Below are 23077 nucleotides of genomic sequence, written 5' to 3'. Positions count from 1 at the left end.
CCTCTAGCGCCGCGCCTGCGGCCGCGCGCCACCCTGGGCCTTGATTGCGCGGAGCACCTTTTCAGGGGTGATCGGAAGATCATCGATGCGCACGCCGACCGCGTTGAAGATCGCATTGGCCACCGCCGGCAGCACCGGGTTCGCGCACATCTCGCCGGGGCCCTTGGCGCCGAATGGACCATCCGGGGCAGGGCGCTCCAGCACCGCGATGTCATGCGGGCAGATGTCGCCGGGGCCGGGCATCAGATATTCAACGAAGTCGCGCGGGCCATGCACGGGCTCTGGATAGTAAGGCTCCGGCGTCTCATAGAGCGCGTGGCTGACGCCCATCCAGGCGCCGCCGACGAGCTGCTGCTCGACCAGGCGCGGATTGAGCGCACGGCCGAGTTCATAGGCCGAGTCCATTCGCACCATCGCTACTTCGCCGGTCTCGTCGTCGACATCGACCTCGGCGACGAGGCAGGCATGGGCGTAGCATGTCGCCGGCGACATCTCGCCGGTCTCCGGATTCACTTCGGAGAGCGGCACCAGGAAGATGCCGCGACCCGAGATGGTCTTGCCCTGCTTGAACTGCGCGGCAATCGCGACGTCCTTGGTCGAGATCGAGCGGTGCGGCGCACCCTTGACATGGATATTGCCGCGCCCGTCGGTCTCGAGATCGGCGGCGTTGACCTCCAGCTCCTCGGCGGCCGCCTCCATCATCACGCCGCGCGCCTCGCGCGCCGCCGCCATCACGGCATTGCCGACGCGATGGGTGCCGCGCGAGGCGAACGAGCCCATGCAATGCGGGCCGGTGTCGGAATCGGCCGTGTCGACATAGACATCCTCGACCGGCACGCCGAGCGTCTCCGCGCAGATCTGCCGCGTGACGGATTTCATGCCCTGGCCAAGATCGATCGACGACAGCGCCACCGTGAACTTGCCGCTCGGGTTGGAATGCACTAGCGCCTGGCTGGGATCACCGCCGAGATTCATGCCGATGGGATAGTTGATCGACGCGATGCCGCGTCCGCGATGCCGGGTCATCTAGCGCCTCCTGGTGCCGAAGACGGAGGAGAAGCGGGTCGCACCATGCGACGGTGCAGGTGGCCGCGGCGAGGGCGGCGGAGGAACCGGTGGAGGCGGCTCGCGCGGCGGTTCGCGCGTGACAGTGGGTGGCAGCCTGTCGTAGCTGGTGCGCTGCTGAGCCGGAGCGGTGGGACGTGCGCGCGAAGCATCCGCCGGTGTCGGCGGGATTACGGCGCGACTGCCGCCGCCGTCCTTGCGCGACGATGCGCGCTTGAATTCCTCGCGAAGCGGCCATTTTGCCTTTTCGGCCGCAACCTGCACACATTCGATCAGCGCCGTGTTCTTGGCTTCGCGCCGGTGCGCTTTCATGTCACCGTCGCGATAGGCGTTGAGGATCCGGAACTCCATCGGGTCCATGTTGATGAGGTGCGCCAGCTTGTCCATCTGGCACTCGATGGCAAAGTCCATCGCGGTGACACCGAAGCCGCGCATGGCGGTCGCCGGCGTGCGGTTCGTGAAGACGCAATAGACGTCGCCATAGACGTTCGGGATGGTGTAAGGGCCCGGCAGATGCGCTGCGCATTTCACCGCGGCGTAGCTCGACAGCCGCGTATAGGCGCCGCTGTCGAAATAGGCGAGGATCTTGCGCGCGACGATGCGGCCGTCACGCATCACGCCGTCCTTGATGTAGATGCGCTCGGCGCCGCGCGGCGGGCCGTATTGCATCTCCTCTTCGCGCCCGAACACGTAGCGCACGGGTTTTCCAGTCAGCATCGCGCCGAGAATGGCGAGCGGCTCGGTCAGCGTATCCACCTTGCCGCCGAACCCGCCGCCGACGGTGCCGCCGATGAAGTGGAAGGTGTTGGACGGGACGTCCAAAATCTTGGCGCAGGTATCGACCGAGAAGAACAGCGCCTGGGTCGAGGTGTAGACGACGAAACGGCCGTTGGTGTCGGGGGCCGCGATCGCGCCGTTGGTCTCGGTCGGCGCGTGCTCGATCGGCGACATCTGGTAGCGCTGCTCCAGCACGTGATCGGCCGTCGCCAGCGCCGCATCGGCATCGCCGAAGCGAAGCCGCTGGTGGTCATAGGTCTCGTGATAGGTGAAAGTGTTCTTCGGATAGGTCTCGTTGACCACGGGCGCGCCGGGCTTCAGTGCGTCCTCGACGTCGAATACCGCCGGCAGCGGCTCGTAGTCAATCCTGACCTTTGCGATGGCCTCAAAGGCCTCGCGCTCGCTGTCGGCGACGATGGCGACAATGGGCTCGCCCTTGTAGCGGACCTTGTCGACCGCCAGCGACGGCTCGTCGTCCTTGCCGAAATTGATCAGGCTCAAAAGCGTGTTGAGATTAACCGGCACGTCGGCGCCGCGGATGATCCGGCGCACGCCGGCCGAACGCTCGGCCTCGGCCGTGTCGATACGGCGGATGCGTGCATGTGCCTGCGTCGAGCGTACGACCTTCAGATGCAGCATGCCCTGCAGCTTGTGGTCATTGAAGTAGCTCGACGTGCCCGTAACGTGGCCGAGCATGTCCTGGCGCTGGGTGCCCTTGCCGATTTCCTTCAAATTATCGTCGCGCTCGTCGGCGAAAATATCCTTGCGCAGTTCCAGCATGGCGACGTCCTTCAGGCGCTGACCCGGCCGCCGGCGGCGGCGAGGATGGCATTGATGATCGGCTCATAGCCGGTGCAGCGGCAGATGTTGCCGGAGATGGCCTCGATGACCTCGTCGCGGCTGGGCGAGGGATTGCGGTCGAGCAGGGCTTTTGCAGCCATCAACATGCCCGGCGTGCAATAGCCGCACTGGGCGGCGAAATTGTCCGCGAAGGCGCGCTGGAGCGGATGCAGGTTCGGACCCTGCTTCATGCCGTCGAGCGTCTCAACGGAGCGGCCCGCGACTGTTTCCGCCAGCGTCAGGCAGGAGAGGTGGAGTTCGCCGTCGATCAGCACGCTGCAAGTGCCGCAGCCGCCCTGGCCGCAGCCGAATTTCGGCGTCATGTCGCCGATCAGTTCGCGCAGCGCCACCAGCAGATTGGTGCCGCCGTCGACGAAGATCGCGACGTCGCGGCCGTTGTGACGAAATTGCAGGGGTATTTTGGACATGCGGTCTATTCCTGTCCGGACAGCAGGCGGCGCAGGTGGACGCCGACAATTTCGCGGCGATACCAGGCGCTGCCGAGCGCATTGTCGGGGGGTGACGTTCCTTCGGTCGCCGCGGATGCAGCGGCGGCGATGGTCGCCGCGTCCAGCGAGCGTCCTTCCAGTGCCCGCTCGGCAGCGCGGGCACGGATCTGTGTCGGCGCCATCGAACCCAGCGCAATCCGCGCGCCTGCGATCCGGCCGCCTGAGATCGGCAGATGCGCGGCGAGCGTGATGACCGAACCGCCCTTCGGCTTGATACGCGCGATCTTGCGATAGCGGAACGCCTCGCTGCTTACAGGCCGGGTGCAGGAGATCGACAAGACCAGCGTTCCGGGCTGCCGGTCGCGCGCCTGCAAAAATTCTTCGACTCCGATGTCGCGCGCGCCAAAGGCGCCCGCGACGGCGACGGTCGCATCGAGCGCGAGCAGCGCGACGGTGAAATCTCCATAAGGATTCGGCGCAAAGAGATTGCCGCCGACTGTTCCCATGTTGCGTACCGCAGGGCCGCCGATCGAACGCGCAGGGGCGTGCAGGAAGCCAAGATCGCGGTCAGCGAGGATGCGCGCGAAGGTGACGCCGGCGCCCAGCGTGATGCGCGGGCCGGATGCGTCGATCCGGGTCAATGCCTGATCTTGGGCGCGGACGACGGTCGAGATCGCAACATCGCCCTCGTTCAGCGCTCGCATCACCAGCGTGCCGCCGCCGAGATAGCGCGCGCTGCGATCCGAGGACAGTGCCCCCGCCGCCTCGCTGGCGCTCGCAAAAGTCTTCACTGTCACGGCCATCTAGGCGGCCTCCTTCAGATGCCGGCGGATTGCATCGAATCCGGCCTGGTAAATGTCTTCGGCGACCATGTGGGTGATGCGGTCGCGGTCTTCCGGCCTGGCCGTGAAGCGCGACTCCCAGTGCCAGAACGTGCGGTCGCCGTCGGTCACAGGCAGCAGGCGGACATGGGCGACGTAGTTGAACATCGGGATCGGTGTATCGAGCAGGCAGTAGCTAAAACTCTGTTCGAGGTCGGATAGCGCCAGCAATTGCTCGCGCAGCTCCGCGCCGTCCTTCAGCTTGAACCGCCTGATACAGCCGATCTTGTCCGAGGCATGCGCGCGCTCGATCGAGGAGGTCGCCACTGCCGGATGCCAGCGGTCGTGCCCGTTGAAATCGCGCAGCATCGCCCACGCCGCATCGGTCGGTGCGTCCAGGATCGTGCTTTTGACGATATGCGGCACGGATATCAGCCTCCGAACACGCGCTTCAGGGCATCGAACCCGCCCTGGAACACACCGCCGCCGATATTGCCGACGAGCTCGGTCTCGCGCTCCGGCGCGCAGTCGAACTCGGCGGTCCATTCCACAAAGGTCTGGTCGCCGTCGGTGACCGGCGTCAGGCGCAAGGTTGCGACGTAGTTCTCGACGCCCATCGGGGATTCCAGGATCGAGTAGGTGCAGAACATGTCGTAGTCGGAGAGGCCGAGCAGCTTCTCGCGGATGCGGTCGCCATTGCGCAGGCGAAAGTCGCGCACACATCCGATCTTGTCCGAGGGCTCGCCGCCCTCGATGCGGCTTTCGGCAATCGCCGGGTGCCAGTTCGGCAGGCCGTTGAAATCACGCACGCGCGCCCAGACGCGATCGTTGCGCGCATTGACGACGGTGGAGACGTAGACGCGGGGCATGGGTCAGACCTCAGCTCTTCTTCCGCGGACCGCGTTCGGCCGGCGGTTCGCCGCCGCCCTCGGCCGCAGGCGGGGAGGCCGCGGGTTTGTCGCCGCCACCGCCGCTCTTGCGTGCGGACTCCTTGATACCCTGCATGTCGCGAGCTTCGCGGATCAGGCCCGGCATCTTGGCAAGGCTGCCACCCTCGACGCCGATGTCCGACAGAAGGGAGTCGATCAGCGGCGCCTGCACGCGGTAGCGCAGCGCGGAGTCGATCACCTCGTCGGTGGCGCTGCGTCCGCCATTGCCACCGCCGCCGTTGCCATGGAGGCCGTCAACCTGGAGGATACGGATGCCCTCGATCTTCTCCATCGGCTTGACGCTCTCGCGCACGATACCTTCGATCTTGTCGAGCAGCTTTCGGCGGAACAACGAATAGCGAGCCTGGTCGGTCAGCACGTTCTCGGCCTCGTTGAGCATCCGCTGCGCCTCGGCTTCGACGGCCGCACGCACACGTTCGGCGTCCGCGGCGATCCGTGTCTCCTCGGCCTGCTTCTCGGCGAGCAGCACCTCGACCGTCTTGCGTCGTTTTGCGATCTCGCTCTCGCGCGCGGTGATGACGCGTTCGGCGGCCTCGGTGGCCCGCATCCGCGCTTCCTCCGCCATCGCCTTCGCGGCCGATTCTTCCAGCGACTTTTGGTGAATGGCGATCGCCTTCTCCATCAAAACAGTCTCGACCTCCTTCTCGCGGTTGACCTCCAGCTTGCGCAGCTCGCGCTCGCGGCCGACACGAGCCTCGTCGAGGCCGCGGTCGGACGCGATGCGGGCGCGCTCGACTTCCTCGCGGGAGGCGATCTCGGCCTCCTGCAGTGACTGGACACGGGCCACCTCGAGCTGCTCGATTGCGCGTCGGCGCTCGAGGCGGGCGGCCTCCAGCGCCTGCTCGCGCGAGACGTCGGTGGTCTCGACCTCCTTGCGGGCGACGATTTCGGCCTGCCGAACCTGGCGGTCGGCGTCGATCCGCTCGGACTTCTTGGCGGAGAGCGCGATGACGCGGTCTTCGTCCGCGATCTCGATCGCCTTCTTCTGCTCGATATTGAGCACCTCGCGCTTCTTGGACGAGTTGATCCGCTCGGCCTCCAGCGCGAGATCGACCGTGATGCGCTGCCGCTCGATGGCATCGCGCCGCTTCAGCTCGGCGGCCTCCAGAATGCCGGTGCGTTCGATCTCCAGCGAACGCGTGTCGCGCTCGGCCTGGATGCGCTCGGCCGCGACCGCCTTCTCCTGGGCAATGCGGGCCGCCTCGATCGCCTCGCGGGAGGCGATGTCGGCCTCCTCGACGGCCCGGTTGCGCGCGATCTCCAGCGAGCGGACGCGCTCTTCCTGGGCAATGCGCGAGGCTTCCGTGGTCTCGCGCGCGGCGATCCCGGCGACTTCGAGGCTCTGGTTGCGCTCGATCTCCAGTTGCCGCGTGCTCTGCTCGGCGGCGATCCGCTCAGCGGCCAGCGTCCGCTCGCGGCCGATGCGGGCGGCCTCGACCGCACGCTGCGCCTCGATCTCGGCCTCCTGGATGGTGCGGACCTGCTGGATCTCCAGCGCGCGGGTACGCTCATCGGAGGAGATGCGCTCGACATTCACGATCAAGGTCTGGGCGATGCGGGCCTTTTCGGTGGCTTCGCGGGCGGCGATCTCGGCCTCGTCGACGGCGCGGGTGCGCTCGATCTCGCGGCGCTTTGTCTCCTCCTCATTGGCGATGCGGGCGTCGGTGACGACACGGTCCTGCTGGATGCGGGCCTTCTCGATGGCCTCGCGTGCCGCGATCTCGGCTTCCTCGACAGTGCGCATGCGTTCGATCTCGCGCTGGCGGACATCACGTTCGGAGGCAATCCGCGTCGTGTCGATCGAGCGCTGATTGGCGATTCGGGTCTTCTCGATCTCCTCGCGCGCCAGCAACTCCTTTTCTTCGATGGTGCGGGTGCGCTCGATTTCCTTCTGGCGCGTCTCGCGTTCGGCGGCGATGCGGGCCTCCGCAATCGCCTGCTCATTGGCGATCCGCGAGCGCTCGATCGCCTCACGCGCAGAAATCTGGGCCTGTTCGGCCTCGGTCTCGCGCAGCGCGCGTTCGCGGGCGACTTCAGTGCGCTGGAGCGCGCGGCGCATCTCGATGTCGCGTTCCTGCTCCAGCCGCGCGGTCTCGCTCTCGCGCTCGATTTCGAGCGCCTGCCGCTCGGCCTCAAGATTGCGGGTGCGGATCTTGATCATCGAGTCCTGCTCGATGTCATTGCGCAGCTTGCGCCGGGCCTCGATGTCCTCCATCAGCCGGGTCAAGCCTTCGGCGTCGAACCGGTTCGAGGGATTGAAGAATTCAAGGTCGGTCTGGTCGAGATCGGTGATGGCGACGGATTCGAGCTCAAGACCATTCTGGGCGAGGGCTTCGGCCGCATTGGTCTTGACGCGTGTGACATAGTCGCCGCGTCGTTCGTGCATCTCTTCGAGGGTCATTTCGGATGCGACCGAGCGGATCGCTGAAATGAACTTGCCGGCCAGCAGCGCATGGAGCTGTTCCGGCTCCATGGTGCGGCGGCCGAGCGTGGCGGCGGCGATCGAGACCGCTTCGCGGGTGGCCTGGACCCGGACATAGAAGTCGGCCTCGATGTCGACACGCATGCGGTCGCGGGTGATCACCGCGTCCTGCCGCGAGCGCACGATGCCCATCGGCAGCACGTTCATGTTGACGGGCGTGTAATCGTGGATGAAGGGCAGCACGAACGCGCCGCCGTTGATGACGACGCGTTCGCCGAGGAAACCGGTGCGGACGAACGACACCTCCTTGGAGGAGCGATGGTAGAGCCAGTTGACGATGTAGACGCCAACCACGATCACGATGATGGCGACGATCAGCCAGAGGATGAGCTCGCCGACCAGGATCCCTGACATGTTTCCCTCCCTCGATCTTGCAGGCGTTACGGCGCGCCGATCGCCTTGAATTTGCGGACCTGTTCCGTCAAAGCCCGCTCCACCGGCAGCCGCTCCATCGAGGAGGCGCCGTAGAAGCCGTGGCAGTAACGCGTGTTCTTCATGATGAAATCGGCATCGGCGGGATCCGCGATCGGGCCGCCATGGGCGAGCACCAGGATGTCAGGGTTGACGCTGAGCGCCGCGGATGCCCAGGTGTCGATGCGTGCCGGGCAGTCCTTCAGCTTGGGCGCGGTCTGCGCGCCGATCGTGCCGCCGGTGGTGAGGCCGAGATGGCAGACGATGATGTCGGCGCCGGCGATCGCCATCGCCGCCGCTTCCTTCTCGCTGAAGACGTAAGGCGTCGTCAGCAAGTCCTTCTCGCGCGCCTTCGCGATCATGTCGATCTCCAGCGCGTAGGACATGCCGGTTTCTTCGAGATTGGCGCGGAAGACGCCGTCGATCAGGCCGACGGTCGGAAAGTTCTGCACGCCGGCGAAGCCGAGTGTCTTGAGCTGGTCGAGGAACACATCCATGTCGCGGAACGGATCGGTGCCGTTCACGCCCGCGAGGACCGGCGTCTTGCTGACGACCGGCAGCACTTCGCCGGCCATTTCGACGACGATCGCGTTGGCATCGCCATAAGGCATCAGCCCGGCAAGTGAGCCGCGCCCAGCCATACGATAGCGGCCGGAATTGTAGATGACGATGAGATCGACGCCGCCGGCCTCCTCGCATTTGGCCGACAGGCCGGTGCCGGCGCCGCCGCCGACGATCGGCTCGCCGCGCTTCGCCATCTCGCGGAACCGCTTCAGGAGTGCTGCGCGTTCAAACCGGGCCATCGGTCACCTCGCTACTCTCCGGCGTGCCCCGGCGCGTCCGAACAGGGTTCGGAACGCGCTCACGATGATCGAGGCGAACTCGGGATCGTTGATGTTCTGCTTGACGCGAATGAGTTGCCGGTTGCCGGTCTGCCGTACCGTGCGCTCCAGCGCGCGGAACAGGGCAGCGTCGGCCTCGGGGTCCCAGAACGGCTGGCCGCGGGCATCGAGCGCGGAAACGCCACCCTCGGGCAGGAAGAAGCGCACTGGCCCGTCCATCTGGTTCAGCCGTTCGCCGATCCAGCGGCCCATGCGTTCGTTCTCGTCCGCAGTGGTGCGCATCAAGGTCACCTGCGGATTGTGGACGTGGAATTTGCGGCCGCGACAGCGCTCGGGGATGGTGTCGGGCGCGCCGAAATTGACCATGTCGAGCGCGCCGACCGAGCCGACATAGGGCAGGCGGGTGCGGATAACAGCGCCGAAGCGATCCTCCGTCGCCGGAAACACGCCGCCCATCAAGAGGTCGCAGATCTCGGTGGTGGTGAGATCGATCACGCCGGCAAGCTGACCGGAATCGACCAGCTTCTCCATCGATCGTCCGCCGACGCCGGTGGCGTGGAAAACAAGACACTCGAAATCGTCGGCGAGCTCGGCTGTGATCTTCTGCACCGCCGGCGTGGTGACGCCGAACATGGTGATGCCGATCGACGGCAACCCGGCACTCGCAGCGCGCTCCTTCGCTTTACGCGGGTCGAGCCGCGCCTTGACCATGCCGGCGATGGCATTGGCGCCGTTCGACAGCACCGCGCGCGAGATCGAATTCAGCCCCTGCACGTCGGTGACCGAATACATCATGGTGATGTCGGCAGGACCGACATAGGGCGCGACGTCGCCCGAGGCGACCGAGGAGATGATCAGCTTTGGCACGCCGACGGGGAGGGTGCGCATGGCAGGGGCGACCAGCGATGCCGCTCCCGAGCCTCCGGCCGAAATGACGCCGGCGATGTTGCCCTGGCGCTTGATCCAATTGGCGAACGCATCCGCCATCGCGGTGACAGCGGCGCCGCGGTCCGGGCCGAACACAGCCGAGCCGCCGCGGCCGTGGTTCAGCGCAATCTCCTGCGCGGAGACGTCGCATGTGGCGTGCTTGCCGCTTGTGGAGACGTCGACGAGCCGCGTGCGCAGCCCGCTCTCGCCAATGATGTCGCGGATGAAGCGAAGTTCAGTACCCTTGGTGTCGAGCGTGCCGACGACCAGAACCACTGGGGGCCCTGACGTCTGCGTCGTCACCGGCTCGCGCTTGCGCCGTGCGGGCTCGTCGAGGCGCGAGACCTGCGTCGACAGTGTGCGCGCGGCGGCTTCGATACGGCCGATCGGGACCGGCTGCGACCAGCGCGTCGGCGGAGTGGGGTTGGAAATGTAGACCCGGATCGGACCGCTGCTGCGTGGAAGCTGAGCAGCTGGCTTGGCCTCGCCGTCGGTAGAAGGCACATCGAGATCGGGCTCCAGTTCGGCGTGCAGTCCGACGCCAAGCAGGCGCTGCTGGAGCTCCCGGTCGGCGGACAGCCGAGCTGAATCGATGATGCGGTTGATGCGGCCGTTGACCATGATCGCGACGTTGCGCGAGATCGCGGTGGCGACGCCGATGTTCTGCTCGATCACGAGCACGGACATGTCGCCGTCTTCGCCGAGCTGAAGCAGCATCTCTTCGACCTGGGCGACGATGACGGGTGCAAGCCCTTCGGTCGGCTCGTCCATGATCAGCAATTGCGGATTGGTCAGCAGCGCGCGCGAGATCGCGAGCATCTGCTGCTCGCCGCCTGAGAGCTGGCCGCCGCCGTGGTCCTTGCGCTCGGCGAGCCGCGGAAAGGTGTCGTAGATGCGCTCGACCGTCCAGGGGCCGGAGCGCATGCCGCCGGCGAGCCGCAGATGTTCGTCGACGCTGAGCGAGCGCCAGAGTCGGCGGCCCTGTGGCACATAGCCGACGCCGAGCCGCGCGATATTCGCGGGCGGCCGCCGCGTGATGTCGTCGCCGCGAATCCGGATCGAGCCCCCGCTCACGGGCACCAAGCCCATGATCGCCTTGCACAGCGTGGTCTTGCCCATCCCGTTGCGACCGACCACGGAGAACACGCCGGCATCGAGCGTGAGGTCGACGCCCTGCAGCGCGTGCGAATGGCCATAGTAAACGTCGAGGCCGCGGACCTCGAGCGCTGCAGCGCTGCGGCGGGCCTCACTCATGGCCGCCTCCGAGATAAAGCTCCTGCACCTCGGGGTCGGACTGGATCTCCTCCGGCACGCCTTCCTTGAAGATGCGGCCGTTGTGCATCATCGTCACGCTCTCGACGACGCGTAAGGCCACGTCCATGTCGTGCTCGATGATGATGTAGCCGATATGCGCCGGTAGCGAGGTGAGGATCTCGACCAACTCGGCGCGCTCGGTCGGCGACAGGCCCGCGGCCGGCTCGTCGAACAGCACGAAGCGGGGTGCGCCGGCGAGCGCCAGCGCGATCTCGAGCTGCCGCTGCTGGCCGTGCGCGAGCTCGGCGACGCGCTGGTCCCTGACCGCGCTCAAGTGCACCGCCTGCACCAGATTGTCGGCGGCGTGCATCAGCGCATCATTCTGACCGGGCCGCAGGAACGAGAAGCGTCCGCGCGAGACGCCGCGGCAGGCGAGATAGACGTTGTCCTGCACCGTGAGGCCGGGGAACAGCGCGGAGATCTGGTAGGTTCGCCTGAGGCCGCGACGGATGCGCTCATAAGGGGGGAAGTGCGTGACGTCCTCGCCAAAGAAACGGATCGTGCCTGAGGTCGGCGGGAAGTCGCCGGTGATGCAGTTGAACAGCGTGGTCTTGCCGGCGCCATTGGAGCCGAGCACGGCGCGCCGCTCGCCGGGGCGCACGGTGATGGTGACGTCGGTGAGCGCCGCCAGCGCGCCGAACAGCCGCGTGACGCCGCGCAGTTCCAGGGCTGCACCGGCGCCGACGGCGGAGAGGCGCTGCGCGACGCTATCCATGACCGCGCCCCCCGCCCGGGCGATCCGACTGCGGACGATGGCTCCGCCGCCAGCGCTGCCACAGGCCGATCACGCCATCCGACGACCAGAATACGATCGCGAGGAAGCCGAGGCCGATCAGCAGCCGGAAGCGGTTGCCGTCGAGCCCGATCTTGACCAGGAAGTCGAGCGCAAAGGTACGCAACAGCACGAACACCAGCGCGCCGATATAGGGGCCGATCGGCCGCGTGATGCCGCCGACGATGGCGATGATGAGGATGTCGATGCAGGCGCCGACGCTGACAGAGCCCGGCGAGATCTGGCGATAGTTCCAGACCTGGAGCACGCCGGCGAGGCCCGCGATGAAAGATGCCACCGCGTAGGCCGCAACGCGGTGGGCATTGACATTGAAGCCGAGCGCCGCCATGCGGCGCGGATTGTCGCGCACGCCCTGGAGCGCGAGGCCGAACGGCGCGCGGGAGATGTAGTCGACGGCGAAATAGCAAAGCGCGGCGACCGCGAGCACGACATAGTAGAACGGAATGTCCGCCCGCCAGTTGACGCCCCAGAAATGCGGCGTCGCGACGTTGTTGATGCCGGTATGGCCGTTGAAGATCGCCCAGTTCTGGTTGGTAAAGTAGTAGAACGCCGCACCAATCGCGAGCGTGATCATGATGGTGTAGATGCCCTCGGTGCGCACGGCGAGCGCACCGCCGAGCGTGCCGAAGATGGTCGCGAGCGTCAGCGCCATCGGCACCGCCAGCCACCAGGGCCAGCCCAGGCTGATATTGGCGTTGTCGCTGGTTCCGAACACCGCGACCATGTAGGCGGCAAAGCCCGCGATGGTGAGCTGCATCAGGCTGACCATGCCGCCATAGCCGGCCAGGAACATCAGGCTGAGCGCGATGGTGCCGAGCATCAGCGTGGTTGCGAAGATCTCGATCAGGAAGAAGCCGTTGGCGATCAGCGGCATGATCAGCAGGATGATCGCTACGATCCAGGCGGCGGGATTGTTGAGGTCGGGCCAGGAGCGAGCAGCCTGCCGCTGCGCCGCCGAGGCGGGGCTGCGGATCTGAATGCGCGTATCGTGGGTAACGGACATGTCAGCGCCTCGCCAGCAGGCCCTGCGGCCGAAGCGCCAGCACCAGCACCATGATCAGGAAGGTCACGACGATGGCGTATGTCGGGATGTAGACCGAGCCGAGTTGCTCGGCGAGGCCGATGATGAGTGCGCCAAGCGCGGCGCCGGGGATCGAGCCCATGCCGCCGACGATCACGACGACGAGCGAAGCAAGCAGGAAGCGAATGTCTTCGCCGGGCGACAGTGACTGGAAGGTGCCGCCGACCACGCCCGCGATGCCTGCAAGGCCGGCGCCGAGCGCGAAGACCAGCACAAACACGGCCTGGATGCGCACGCCGGTCGCAGCAAGGATGTCGCGGTCGTCGACGCCGGCGCGGATGATCATGCCGATCCGGGTGCGGTTGAGCGCAAGCCACATCGCGATGCCGATGATCACGGAAGCCAGGAAGATCACGAGCCGGACCAGCGGATAGCGCAAGTAAACCGGCTCGCCCGACGATTTCACCGCGGTGATGAGCGGCAGATCGATCGGGCCAATCAGCCAGTTCGGGGTCTGGATCTGGTAGAAGTCGCCGCCGCAGGCCCACAGCATGAGATCGGCGAACACGATGGAGAGGCCGATCGTCACCATGGTCTGGCGCAGATCCTGGCCCTCCATGCGGCGGAACACGAGCACCTGGAGCAGGACGCCGACCAGCGCCGTCAGGATGAAGGCGACGATGAAGGAGAGGATCCACGATCCGGTCGAGGCGCTGATGGCGTAGCCGACATAGCCGCCGAACAGATAGAGCGAGCCGTGCGCGAGGTTGACGTTGCGCATCAGGCCGAAGATCAGGGTGAAGCCGCTGGCGACGAGGAAATAGAGGCCGCCGAGCGTGATGCCGTTGAAGAGTGCGTTGAGGAAAACCCGCTTGCGACCGATCGCGTCTTCAAGCCCGGGCGGCCAGACCGCAAAGATCAGCCACAGCACTACCGCGACCGCGATGATGACGATCAACGACCAGGCCGGATGGCGTTCGACAAAGCGGGTCATGGCGTCACCTCGCTCCGCTTGCGATGGCCACCACCACACCTCGAATGCAGGTCGGACAGCCCTGTGCAGGCTGCGTACCGCGCCATGGATTTGCGTCCTCCCCGGACATGCGATCCTCTTGCCGGGATCGCGTTCCGCCCATCCTAGTGGGGCGGCGAGAGAGGCACTTGATCGTGAGTATCTTTTCGCGCGTCCGTCAGCCGCGCAAAACCTTGGCGGCGCGGCGATAATCGGTCGGCGCCATCCCGACATTGGCGGCGAAGAAGCGGGTGAAACCGCTCTGCGAGGAGAAGCCGAGGTCGAAGCCGATATCGGCGATCGGCGCCTCGCTCGCCACCAGCGCCTCCAGCGCCTGCTCCATCATCAGGGTGTTGAGATAGAGGTGCGGCGTGACGCCGGTCTGGGTGCGGAACAGCCGGTAGAAATGCGGCCGCGACAGGCCGGATTCGCGCGCGATGGTGTCGAGCTCGATCTCCGCGCCGGGGCTCTCCGACATCATCTTGATGCACTTGCGAACGCGAAAATCGGTGATGGAACCATTCGCGCGCAGATCGGGCGCGGTCTCGGCCTGCTGCCAGCTTTCGTCGTAACAGATATCGATCAGCCGTCGCAGCTCGCCGTCGAGGCTGTTCAGCGAGGGTGCGCCGCACACAAGGGCGGCCGCGTGCCTGATGTGCTTGTCCAGCGCCGGCGTTCGCGCGAACTGGGTGCGGCCGAAGCGGAGGCGGTCGGCGCCGGGCGCATCGGGTGCGAACCATTCCGGATTGACATAGAGCACGAAGAAGACCGCGCCGCCGTCGAGGTCGGTGGGAAGGAAATTATGCGGCTCCCATGGATTGACCGCGACGACGGAGCCTTCGGTGAGGTCGTAGCGTCCGTCGTTGACATCGATGCATGCGGAACGCCCGCCGACATGGAAGATCAAATGACCTTCGCGATGCGCGTGGATATTGAAGGGGCGGTTCAACTGATAGACCGTCGCCCGGCCGAAACGGCCATGGAAGACGGCGAGCGCCCGGCTCATGCCTTCCCTCCCGGAAGCCTTTGACTTTTTTTGATAGCGTTCAACAACCGGGGAGAGAATGCAAGGGCGTGCGTGTCGCGCGCTTTGCAAATCTCTCCCCGGTCAGTCATCACATCGCTGATGCGACTACGTCAGTACTTCTTACATTCCGGTACTGTACGACTGGGCAAACCGATCTTGGCGAACACGGCGGGGTCGTAGCCCAGCGTCTGGTTCACGTTCGGGATCACCTTCACGACCTTCGAGAACAGCGCACCCTTGCCGTCATCCACCACTTCGGTGACGAAATTGGTGCCGATCGCCTGACGGTTGGAGTCGAGCTTGATCTTGCCGTTGGGCGCATCGAGCTCGATCTTGGCGAGCGCAGCCTTGTACTTCGACTGATTGTCGCTGAGATCGCCATTGACCTGACGCAGCGCCAGGATCAGCGCCATGGTCGAGCCGTAATAGTTGGTGGCGAGCAGCGACGGGCTCGGGAAGCGCTTGGCCGGCGGGAAGGCGTCCTGATAGTCCTTCACGAATTTTTGCCAACCCGGATCCTCCCAGGTGTCGGCCTGGCCGCTGGCGGCCAGCGTGCCGACAAGCGCGTTCTTGGCGTTGCCCTTGGACGACAGGATGGTCTGGTCGATCATGATCGAGCCGCCCATCAGATGCGCCTTGCCGCCAGCCTGCTGGTACTGGTTGAGGAAGTTGACGGCGTCGGCACCGCCGAGGCCCAGATAAATCGCGTCGACATCGTCGGGCAGGGCGGCGATGACCGAGGCAAAATCCTTGGTGCCGAGCGGCACCCATTGCCGGTTGGTGACTTGCCCGCCGGCGCCGCAGAACTCGAGCACGAGGCCGAACACCTGGGTGTAGATGAAGGAATAGTCCTCGCCGACGGTCGCGATCTTGCGATAACCCTTGGTCTCATAGGCGTACTTGCCGAGGCCGACCTGCCACTGCGCGCCGTCCATGTTGTAACGGAAGAAGTTCGGGGCCGGATCGACATAGGTCGTTTCCTGCGCGCCGGAGGCTGCGTTGATGAAGGTCAGCTCCGGATGAGTCTTCGCGAAGTTCTTGACCGCGATGCCCTCGTCGCCCGAGAGCGGGGACAGCAGAATCTGCACCTTGTCCTGCTCGATCAGCTTCCGTACCGCGCGCACCGCGGAGTCCGGTGTCGCGTCGGTCGAGGCGATGACGAATTCGAGCTCCTTGTCGCCGACCTTCTTGCCGAGCACGTTCAACGCGGTCTGGAAGCCACGGATGCCGTCCTCGCCGAGCACGGTGTAGGTGCCTTCGAGGGTGGCGGTGACGCCGACCTTGATCTTCTCCTGTGCAAATGCGGTGCCCGACATTAGCAGGCTGCTCAATGCAATCAGTCCTAGACTGCCTTTCAACATTGCTCTCCTCCCTGTGCGTTTTGTCGCTGTTTTTTCACTGCGCCTCACGCGTCCGCCGCGCGGTGCGACGTTCTTGCAAAGCTCAACGGGTCTTCGACGATTTCTTGGGATGAAAGCTAGCCGAACTCGCATGCGGCGCACGCGTCGGAGCTGCGCGCGGCTTAACAGGCAGTCTCATTTTGAATGGTGCGTCGCAATTCGTCCCGCGGTGCAATAGGCGCGGGCCCACGCGCCGTGGTTGTCGCTGAAACCCGGCCTCGGGATAGCGCGAGGTCGTGAAGTTCCCAGCTTGACACTGTCTGGCGAAAAGAACAGAAGTCGAACATGGACTCCAGGGAATCACGGGAAACTTCGACCAGAGCGGGGTCGCGCTGCGTCGAGGGCGACGCACGGATGACGCTGCCTGTCCTGCCGGTCTACTATTATCACGACCACTTCACGGAGATGCTGAGCTTCGTTTGCGAGACCTACGGTCCGGTGCTGGCCGAGAGGCATCATGGCTTTGTCGCTCGCTTCTCGTCGCTGTCGAAGGACGCCCAGTGCCTGTTCATCCGGATGGTCAACCGGAACGGCACGGTCTTCAATCCCTCCACGTTCAAATACGCTGAGATCGCTGACCCCGTCGGTGCGCTGGGGGAGCTTGGCATCGCCGGTTACGTCCGAGGCCTGACCGAACAGGACTACGCTGCGTTCCTGGCGTGCCTTGCAAAGCCTGACCTGTTCGACGGCGCCAAGGCAGCCGGCATGAGCGATGTCAGGGCGTCGTGGCCCAAGGCCAAGCTATCGGAGTACTATCTCGCCAATCTGTCGTTCGGCACGGCCTTCCGGCTTTGCGGTGGTGATGCCTTCATCGCGCTGGGCGACACCGAGCCGCTGGAGTTCCTGCTCTATCTTTATTTCGGCAAGACCGAGAACAACCTCAAGAATTTCGCGCTACGCGATCTCGGCATCCTGCGCACCAACGACCAGGCGGATTTCAGCGCCCGGTTTGCCGATGCGGACGAGGCGAGGGCCTGCTTCCACTACGCGCGCCTGCTGCGCCGCCTCGAGGCCAAATCTGACGAGGTGTATCGCAGGTCCGTTGCCGACATTCTCGGCGGTCCTGTCTGCCCGACGGATTACGCCATCGATCTGCGCAGCCGCGCGGCCCACAAAGCGGGTCTGCACTTCGAGAAGAAGGGCGAAGCCGCACTCGCGGTGCAGCTCTATGGCGCCGGCTCCTCGGCCGAATGCCGCGAACGGCTCGCACGGCTTCTCTATGCCGAAGGCGACAAGGACGCCGCCGAGGAACTGCTGCGGCGTATGATCGACGATCCCGCCAGCGACGACGAGTTCGTCTTCGCGAGCGACTTTTATGCCCGGAAGTTCGACGGGCGCCGGACGGGATTATGCACCGAGCTGCTGCGGGCCGGACGAACGCTTCGGGTCGACGATACCTGGCGCGGCAGCCCGGAGGCCGGGATCGCGGGCGTCCTGCGCCGGCAGGGCCTTGAGGTCTTCCACGCCGAAAACACGCTCTGGCACTGCCTGTTCGGATTGCTGTTCTGGGACGAGCTGTTCGAATCCGGACAGCTGCACAGCGGCTTCGACTGGATGCCGCATTGCCTGAAGGACAGAACCTTTGCGCAGATGTTCTCGTCCCAGATCGAGACGAAGCTGGCGGCCGTCGCCTCCAGCTCCGCGCTGCCCCAGATCCTGCGGATCGTTGCCGCGAAATGGGGCAAGCCGAACGGCGTGTTCGCCTGGGACCATGTCGATATCGACGCGATCCGCGCGCTGCTTGCGGGCGCAAGTGCCGATGGTCTCGCCACGATCCTCCGCCTGATGTGTGAGGACTATCGCGCGATGCGCGATGGCTTCCCCGATCTCATGCTTGTGGCTGATGGCGCCGTCTCGTTCATGGAAGTGAAGGCCGAGGGCGACGTCATCAGGCGCAACCAGCTGACGCGGCTTCGCCAGCTCGGCAACGCCGGCATCCCTTCGGAGATCGGCCGCGCCGATTTCCGCTTCGATCCGGACCAGGATTATGTGGTCGTGGACATCGAGACCACCGGCGGCTGGACCGGCGGGGATCGCATCACCGAGATTGGCGCGGTCAAGATCCGCAACCACGAGGTCGTGGCGGAGTGGCATTCGCTGATCAACCCGCAGCGGTCGATCCCCGCCAAGATCGTCGCGTTGACCGGCATCACCAACGAGATGGTGCGCAACGCGCCGTTGTTCGCGGAGGTCGCGGACAGCTTCATGCAGTTCATGGGTGACGGCGTCTTCGTCGCTCACAACGTCAATTTCGACTACGGCTTCATCACTGCGGAATACGAGCGCCTCGAACGCCGTTTCCGCTTTCCAAAACTCTGCACCTGCGCGAGCATGCGCCGGCATTACCCAGGTCACAAGTCTTACGGGCTCGGCAATCTCACCCGGGCCTACAATATCGAGCTGAAGGACCACCACCGCGCCCTGTGCGACGCCCGCGCCGCCGCGCATCTGCTCAATTTGATCAACGCGAAGCGCGACGAGCTCGAGAGCAGGGCGGAAGAGATCGCGGCGTAATCCTTCGAATCCTGGCGACTGGATCAAATTTCGAAAGTGAGTTGCGGCTCCGCATCGTCTCCGACCTGGAGCGATGACAGCGAGACGCCCAGAAGCCTGACCCGTTTGGGCAGGGGCATCTCGAGCTCGAGCAGGCCGCAGGCGAGGCGAACGAGCTCGTCCCGGCCTGCGACCGGTGTGGCCACGGACCTGCTCCGCGTGATGATCTCGAAGTCGGCAAACTTGATCTTCAAGGTCACGGTGCGGCCCCGGCTGCCTGATGTCTCGCAATGGCGCCAGACCTTGTCGACGAGCGGGCGCAGCTCGACGGCCAGCGCCTCGAAATCGGAAAGGTCGGTCGAGAACGTGGTCTCGGCGCCGATCGACTTGCGGATCCGGTTGGCCCGCACCGGCCTTTCGTCGACGCCGCGCGAGATCCAGTAATAATAGGCGCCCGACTTGCCGAAATTCACGTTCATGAACTCGAGCGTCTGGTTGCGGATGTCGAGACCGGTGAACAGGCCGAGCGCATTCATCTTTGCACTCGTTGCCGGTCCGATCCCGTGGAACTTGCCGACGGGCAGCGTCTCCACGAAGGCGGCCCCCATCTCGGGCGAGATCACGAACTGGCCGTTCGGCTTGCGGTGATCGGAAGCGAGCTTCGCTAGGAACTTGTTGTAGGAGATGCCCGCCGACGCATTGAGGCCGGTCTCGGCCTTGATCTTCTCACGGATCCGCAGCGCGACATCACGGGCAAGCGGGATGCCTTGCAGGTTTTCCGTCACGTCGAGATAGGCCTCGTCGAGGGACAGGGGCTCGATGATCTCGGTGTGCTCGGCAAAAATCTCGCGGATCTGCCGGCTGATCGCCTTGTAGACCTCAAAGCGGGGCTTCACGAAAATCAGGTCGGGACATTGCCGCTTCGCGGTCACAGACGCCATCGCGGACCGAACGCCGAATTTGCGCGCCTCATAGCTCGCCGCCGCGACCACGCCGCGCTCGGCCGAACCACCGACAGCAACGGGCTTGCCGCGCAGGTCGGGATTGTCGCGCTGTTCCACGGATGCGTAGAAGGCATCCATGTCGATATGGATGATCTTGCGAACGCGCGGCGCGTCGCCGTCCACGGCATCGGACTCGCTCATGCCTCGATGATACAATCGGCCCGCAGGAATCGCGAGGGAGTATGCGGATACGAGACCGTCACCGAACGAGAGCAATATATTGTTGGGCGAATGACAGCCTGATCGCGGCACCTTCAGCCGGAATCTCATCGGTTTGCCGGCTGACGACAAAAAGCTCGCCGATCGGCGTCGAGACGATCATCTCGACGTGATCGCCGAGGTAGGAGGATTTTCTGACGGTTCCGGCGAGGTCATCGCCGAGCATGATGCCGTGGGGCCGGATGGCGGCTTTTGCCGGCCCAGGCGTGAGGCCGCGCGCCGGAAGCGTCAGGCGGAGAGGCCCCAGCATGACCTGTGCCTGCCCGTCATGCACCGCTTCGATCATCACTTCCACGAGATTGGCATCGCCGATGAAATCGGCAACGAAGCCGTTCGCAGGGGCCTCATAAAGCTCGCGCGGCGAACCCTGCTGCGCGATCTTCGCATTCGACATCACGATGATGCGGTCGGAGACCGCAAGGGCCTCCTCCTGGTCATGCGTGACATAGGCGACGGTGAGCTTCAGCGACTGCTGGAGTTCGCGGATCTCCTGCCGCACCCGGCGCCTGAGCTTGGCGTCGAGATTGGACAGCGGCTCGTCGAACAGCAGCACCTGCGGCTCCAGCACGAGGGCGCGTGCCACGGCAACGCGCTGCTGCTGACCGCCGGACAGCTCGGCCGGATAGCGCTTCTCGAAGCCTTTCAGCCCGACCAGGGCGAGCTTCTCCTGCGCCATCGCCTCGGCCCGCGCCTTGCCCAGCCCCTTCACCGTCGGCCCATACGCCGCGTTCTCCAGCACATTCATGTGCGGGAACAGCGCGTAGGACTGGAACACCATGCTGACGTCGCGATCCGCCGCCGAGAGCCGCGTCACATCCTTGCCGCCGATCAGGATCTGCCCTTCGCTCGCGATCTCGAGTCCGGCGATCATGCGCAAGGTCGTCGTCTTGCCGCAACCGGAGGGGCCGAGCAACGTCACGAGCTCGCCGGCGTGAATCGTGAAGCTGACATCGTCCACCGCCGTCACATTGCCGTAGCGCATGCTGACATGTCTGAACTCGACGGAGGCGGGACCTGATTTGAGCATGGGAGATCCTATTTGGCGGGCTCGGCGGCCGAGGTCGCGAGCGCGACGGGCCTGCGGCCGAGCTTGCGCTCGCCGACGCCGAATTGGATGAGCGCGATGCCTGCTGCCATGACGACGATCAGCACCGAGGAATAGGCGATGGCGAGGCCAAACTCGCCGGCCTCGACCCGTCCGACGATGTAGGCGGTGGAGAGGTTGTACTCGGCCGACACGAGAAAGATCACGGCGCTGACCGAGGTGATGCTGCGCACGAAGCTGTAGATCAGCGCCGCGGCGAGCGCGGGCTTGAGCAACGGCAGCACCACACGGCGCAGCGTCGTGAAGCTGCGCGCCCGCAGGGTCGTCGAGGCCTCGTCGAGGCTCTTGTCGATCTGGGCCAGTCCCGCTATGCCCGAGCGTATGCCGACTGGCATGTTGCGGAAGACGAAGGCGAGCACGAGGATGAGGCCGGTCCCGGTGATCTCGATCGGTGGTACGTTGAAGGCTAGGATGTAGGCGACCCCGAGCACGGTGCCGGGAATGGCGAAGCTCAGCATGGTCGTGAACTCGAGCAGCTGCCGGCCGACGAAGCGTTGCCGCGTGAGCAGATAGGCGGTGAGCAGGCCGATCAGCGCCGTCAGAGGTGCGGAGATCGCGGCGACCTTCAGTGTCGTGAACAAAGAGGGCCACGCTGCGCCCTCGAAGAACAGGCCGTGGCTGAAATCGACGGCGAAGCCGGTGCGGTAATGCTCCAGCGTCGGCGTATGGTCGCGGCCCATCGTCTTGACGAAGCCGCCGATCAGGATCACCGCGTAGATCACCGCCGTCAGCACGACCCAGGGTATGATGACCGCGGCGGAGAGCACGGTGACGGAGGTCGGCAGCTTCGCCGGAATGCCGGCGTCGCCTTTGCCGGAGACCGTGGTGTAGCTCTTGCCGCCGAGCCAGCTCTGCTGCAGCCAGAACGCGCCGAGCGTGAAGACGAGCAGCACGATCGCGAGCACGGCCGCCAGACCCTGATTGTGTGCGGCACCGACCACGGCGAAGAAGATCTTGGTCGAGAGCACCTCGAAATTGCCGCCGAGCACGAGCGGGTTGCCGAAATCGGCCAGGCTCTCGACAAAGCCGAGCAGAAAGGCGTTGGCGAGCCCCGGTCGCAGCAGCGGCCATGTCACGGAGCGGAACGTCTGCCAATGCCTGGCACCAAGCGTCTGGGACGCCTCTTCGAGGCTCGGTGCGATGCCCTGGACCATACCCATCAGCACGAGGAAGGCGATCGGCGCGAAGGCCAGTACCTGCGCCAACAGCACGCCCGGCAGACCGTAGATCCAGCGCGAGCGTGGGATGCCGAACCAGTCGGACATCAAGCCGGTGACGACGCCGGCACGGCCGAACAGCAGGATGAGCGCAAGGCCGATGACGAAGGGCGGCGTGATGATCGGCAGCACCGTCATCGCGCGCATCAGCCGCTTGCCCGGCATCGCCGTGCGCAACACCAGCAGCGCGCAAGCGAGGCCCAGCAGCGTGGTGATGAGGCCGGTCAGCACGCCGAGGATCAGCGTATTCCAGGCGACGCCGCAGGCGATGCCGCCGCCGACGCAGCCGAGGCCCCAGATCGTCGAGGACAGCAGGCGGTCCGCGAATTCGCCCAGCGCCCAGCCGCCGGTGGCATCGACCAGCGCGCTGCGCAGGATCGTCGCCACCGGCAGGAAGATGAAGAGGCCGATCAGCAGCACCACGACGCCGATGGTGGACGTGGTGAAGAGATCGCCCCGACAGAACCCGCGATAGGCGAGGCCGTGGCAGAGCAGCAGGAGAAGCGAGAACAGGGTCAGCAGCGCGCCGAAACCCATGCCCGGTTGCGCGGCACCTGCGCCGCCCAGCAGCGCGGCGAGCCAGGGAATGCCCTGGCCAGGCAGCGTCACCGCAAAGCCTTGTGCGAAGAACGCGACCAGGCCGAACAGCCCGGCGACGATCAACGCCGGGCTGCTAAGGCTGGACTCGGCGCGGACGGCGAGGAACGTCGGCGCGAGGAGTGCGATGCCGATCGGCCAGAGCCAAGGCGCTGCGCCTGATGTCGCAAGCACCAGCGCGGTGCCGGCCCGCCCGAACGGATAGCCAGCAAGGTCCCAACCTTCCGGCAGGTACCAGGGCACGAGCATGTAGCCCAACCAGCCGAGCAGCAGGGCAAGCCGTGTCGAAGGGCGCATCCGATATCTCCGCA

The 23077-nt window shown here is 65.4% G+C and carries 18 protein-coding genes; 1 reads left to right on the top strand and 17 read right to left on the bottom strand.

The window, feature by feature from the left end; genetic code table 11:
- Nucleotides 1-3: 3 nt before the first annotated feature.
- From L6639_RS03885 to L6639_RS03820, 14 genes are all read right to left on the bottom strand, one after another.
- Nucleotides 4-1026 carry a xanthine dehydrogenase family protein molybdopterin-binding subunit gene (locus L6639_RS03885; RefSeq protein ID WP_128952609.1) on the bottom strand — a complete coding sequence of 341 codons (1023 nt, stop codon included), beginning with the start codon at nt 1024-1026 and terminating at the stop codon, nt 4-6.
- Nucleotides 1027-2622, bottom strand: a complete 1596-nt coding sequence (locus tag L6639_RS03880; RefSeq protein WP_237859035.1) for a xanthine dehydrogenase family protein molybdopterin-binding subunit — start codon at nt 2620-2622, stop codon at nt 1027-1029.
- A gap of 11 nt (nt 2623-2633) precedes the next feature.
- On the bottom strand, nt 2634-3110 hold the full coding sequence (locus L6639_RS03875; RefSeq protein ID WP_183243641.1) for a (2Fe-2S)-binding protein: 477 nt from the start codon (nt 3108-3110) through the stop codon (nt 2634-2636).
- Nucleotides 3111-3115: 5 nt separating this feature from the next.
- Nucleotides 3116-3934 (bottom strand): FAD binding domain-containing protein, encoded by an 819-nt coding sequence (locus L6639_RS03870; RefSeq protein ID WP_237859034.1) that lies wholly within the window; start codon nt 3932-3934, stop codon nt 3116-3118.
- Nucleotides 3935-4378, bottom strand: a complete 444-nt coding sequence (locus tag L6639_RS03865; RefSeq protein WP_237859033.1) for an SRPBCC family protein — start codon at nt 4376-4378, stop codon at nt 3935-3937.
- A 5-nt stretch (nt 4379-4383) separates the two neighbouring features.
- Nucleotides 4384-4821, bottom strand: a complete 438-nt coding sequence (locus tag L6639_RS03860; protein ID WP_015686997.1) for an SRPBCC family protein — start codon at nt 4819-4821, stop codon at nt 4384-4386.
- A 10-nt stretch (nt 4822-4831) separates the two neighbouring features.
- On the bottom strand, nt 4832-7738 hold the full coding sequence (locus L6639_RS03855) for a flotillin family protein (protein WP_237859032.1): 2907 nt from the start codon (nt 7736-7738) through the stop codon (nt 4832-4834).
- 26 nt (nt 7739-7764) lie between these two features.
- A complete protein-coding gene (locus L6639_RS03850; RefSeq protein WP_237859031.1) occupies nt 7765-8598 on the bottom strand; it encodes a phosphoenolpyruvate hydrolase family protein in 834 nt (277 codons plus the stop codon).
- A gap of 3 nt (nt 8599-8601) precedes the next feature.
- Entirely contained in the window at nt 8602-10818 is a 2217-nt protein-coding gene (locus tag L6639_RS03845) for an ABC transporter permease (protein WP_237859029.1), read from the bottom strand.
- Complete coding sequence (locus L6639_RS03840) at nt 10811-11593, bottom strand: ABC transporter ATP-binding protein (protein ID WP_237859028.1); 783 nt, start codon at nt 11591-11593, stop codon at nt 10811-10813. Before L6639_RS03840 ends, L6639_RS03845 begins: the two co-directional genes overlap by 8 nt.
- On the bottom strand, nt 11586-12674 hold the full coding sequence (locus L6639_RS03835; protein ID WP_237859027.1) for a branched-chain amino acid ABC transporter permease: 1089 nt from the start codon (nt 12672-12674) through the stop codon (nt 11586-11588). The genes L6639_RS03840 and L6639_RS03835 overlap by 8 nt, the downstream gene beginning before the upstream one ends.
- Nucleotide 12675: 1 nt before the next feature.
- A complete protein-coding gene (locus L6639_RS03830; RefSeq protein ID WP_237859026.1) occupies nt 12676-13686 on the bottom strand; it encodes a branched-chain amino acid ABC transporter permease in 1011 nt (336 codons plus the stop codon).
- A 196-nt stretch (nt 13687-13882) separates the two neighbouring features.
- A complete protein-coding gene (locus L6639_RS03825; protein ID WP_237859025.1) occupies nt 13883-14710 on the bottom strand; it encodes a helix-turn-helix transcriptional regulator in 828 nt (275 codons plus the stop codon).
- Nucleotides 14711-14841: 131 nt separating this feature from the next.
- Nucleotides 14842-16092 carry an ABC transporter substrate-binding protein gene (locus L6639_RS03820; protein ID WP_237859024.1) on the bottom strand — a complete coding sequence of 417 codons (1251 nt, stop codon included), beginning with the start codon at nt 16090-16092 and terminating at the stop codon, nt 14842-14844.
- A gap of 393 nt (nt 16093-16485) precedes the next feature.
- Between L6639_RS03820 and L6639_RS03815 the strand changes: the two genes are divergently transcribed.
- The gene (locus L6639_RS03815; RefSeq protein WP_237859023.1) at nt 16486-18645 is read left to right on the top strand and encodes an exonuclease domain-containing protein; all 2160 of its coding nucleotides are present in this window, start codon (nt 16486-16488) and stop codon (nt 18643-18645) included.
- A 23-nt stretch (nt 18646-18668) separates the two neighbouring features.
- Here the strand turns inward: L6639_RS03815 and dinB are convergent, their stop codons facing one another.
- The 3 genes from dinB to L6639_RS03800 are packed head-to-tail and all read right to left on the bottom strand — an operon-like array spanning nt 18669 to nt 23063.
- Nucleotides 18669-19769, bottom strand: a complete 1101-nt coding sequence (gene dinB, locus L6639_RS03810) for a DNA polymerase IV (protein ID WP_237859021.1) — start codon at nt 19767-19769, stop codon at nt 18669-18671.
- Nucleotides 19770-19827: 58 nt separating this feature from the next.
- The gene (locus L6639_RS03805) at nt 19828-20874 is read right to left on the bottom strand and encodes an ABC transporter ATP-binding protein (protein ID WP_237859019.1); all 1047 of its coding nucleotides are present in this window, start codon (nt 20872-20874) and stop codon (nt 19828-19830) included.
- 8 nt (nt 20875-20882) lie between these two features.
- Nucleotides 20883-23063 carry an ABC transporter permease gene (locus tag L6639_RS03800; protein WP_237859017.1) on the bottom strand — a complete coding sequence of 727 codons (2181 nt, stop codon included), beginning with the start codon at nt 23061-23063 and terminating at the stop codon, nt 20883-20885.
- Nucleotides 23064-23077: the final 14 nt, after the last annotated feature.

Origin of the sequence: Bradyrhizobium zhengyangense, assembly GCF_022012555.1 — a bacterium.
In the GTDB taxonomy this organism is placed as follows: Bacteria; Pseudomonadota; Alphaproteobacteria; order Rhizobiales; family Xanthobacteraceae; genus Bradyrhizobium; species Bradyrhizobium zhengyangense.
This window is presented reverse-complemented; position numbering and strand designations above follow the sequence as displayed.

What these genes read in the sequence shown, in the direction of transcription:
- L6639_RS03885 (WP_128952609.1), bottom strand. Translation starts at nt 1,026, where the DNA reads ATGACCCGGCATCGCGGACGCGGCATCGCGTCGATCAACTATCCCATC.
- L6639_RS03880 (WP_237859035.1), bottom strand. Translation starts at nt 2,622, where the DNA reads ATGCTGGAACTGCGCAAGGATATTTTCGCCGACGAGCGCGACGATAAT.
- L6639_RS03875 (WP_183243641.1), bottom strand. Translation starts at nt 3,110, where the DNA reads ATGTCCAAAATACCCCTGCAATTTCGTCACAACGGCCGCGACGTCGCG.
- L6639_RS03870 (WP_237859034.1), bottom strand. Translation starts at nt 3,934, where the DNA reads ATGGCCGTGACAGTGAAGACTTTTGCGAGCGCCAGCGAGGCGGCGGGG.
- L6639_RS03860 (WP_015686997.1), bottom strand. Translation starts at nt 4,821, where the DNA reads ATGCCCCGCGTCTACGTCTCCACCGTCGTCAATGCGCGCAACGATCGC.
- L6639_RS03855 (WP_237859032.1), bottom strand. Translation starts at nt 7,738, where the DNA reads ATGTCAGGGATCCTGGTCGGCGAGCTCATCCTCTGGCTGATCGTCGCC.
- L6639_RS03850 (WP_237859031.1), bottom strand. Translation starts at nt 8,598, where the DNA reads ATGGCCCGGTTTGAACGCGCAGCACTCCTGAAGCGGTTCCGCGAGATG.
- L6639_RS03845 (WP_237859029.1), bottom strand. Translation starts at nt 10,818, where the DNA reads ATGAGTGAGGCCCGCCGCAGCGCTGCAGCGCTCGAGGTCCGCGGCCTC.
- L6639_RS03840 (WP_237859028.1), bottom strand. Translation starts at nt 11,593, where the DNA reads ATGGATAGCGTCGCGCAGCGCCTCTCCGCCGTCGGCGCCGGTGCAGCC.
- L6639_RS03835 (WP_237859027.1), bottom strand. Translation starts at nt 12,674, where the DNA reads ATGTCCGTTACCCACGATACGCGCATTCAGATCCGCAGCCCCGCCTCG.
- L6639_RS03830 (WP_237859026.1), bottom strand. Translation starts at nt 13,686, where the DNA reads ATGACCCGCTTTGTCGAACGCCATCCGGCCTGGTCGTTGATCGTCATC.
- L6639_RS03825 (WP_237859025.1), bottom strand. Translation starts at nt 14,710, where the DNA reads ATGAGCCGGGCGCTCGCCGTCTTCCATGGCCGTTTCGGCCGGGCGACG.
- L6639_RS03820 (WP_237859024.1), bottom strand. Translation starts at nt 16,092, where the DNA reads ATGTTGAAAGGCAGTCTAGGACTGATTGCATTGAGCAGCCTGCTAATG.
- L6639_RS03815 (WP_237859023.1), top strand. Translation starts at nt 16,486, where the DNA reads ATGACGCTGCCTGTCCTGCCGGTCTACTATTATCACGACCACTTCACG.
- dinB (WP_237859021.1), bottom strand. Translation starts at nt 19,769, where the DNA reads ATGAGCGAGTCCGATGCCGTGGACGGCGACGCGCCGCGCGTTCGCAAG.
- L6639_RS03805 (WP_237859019.1), bottom strand. Translation starts at nt 20,874, where the DNA reads ATGCTCAAATCAGGTCCCGCCTCCGTCGAGTTCAGACATGTCAGCATG.
- L6639_RS03800 (WP_237859017.1), bottom strand. Translation starts at nt 23,063, where the DNA reads ATGCGCCCTTCGACACGGCTTGCCCTGCTGCTCGGCTGGTTGGGCTAC.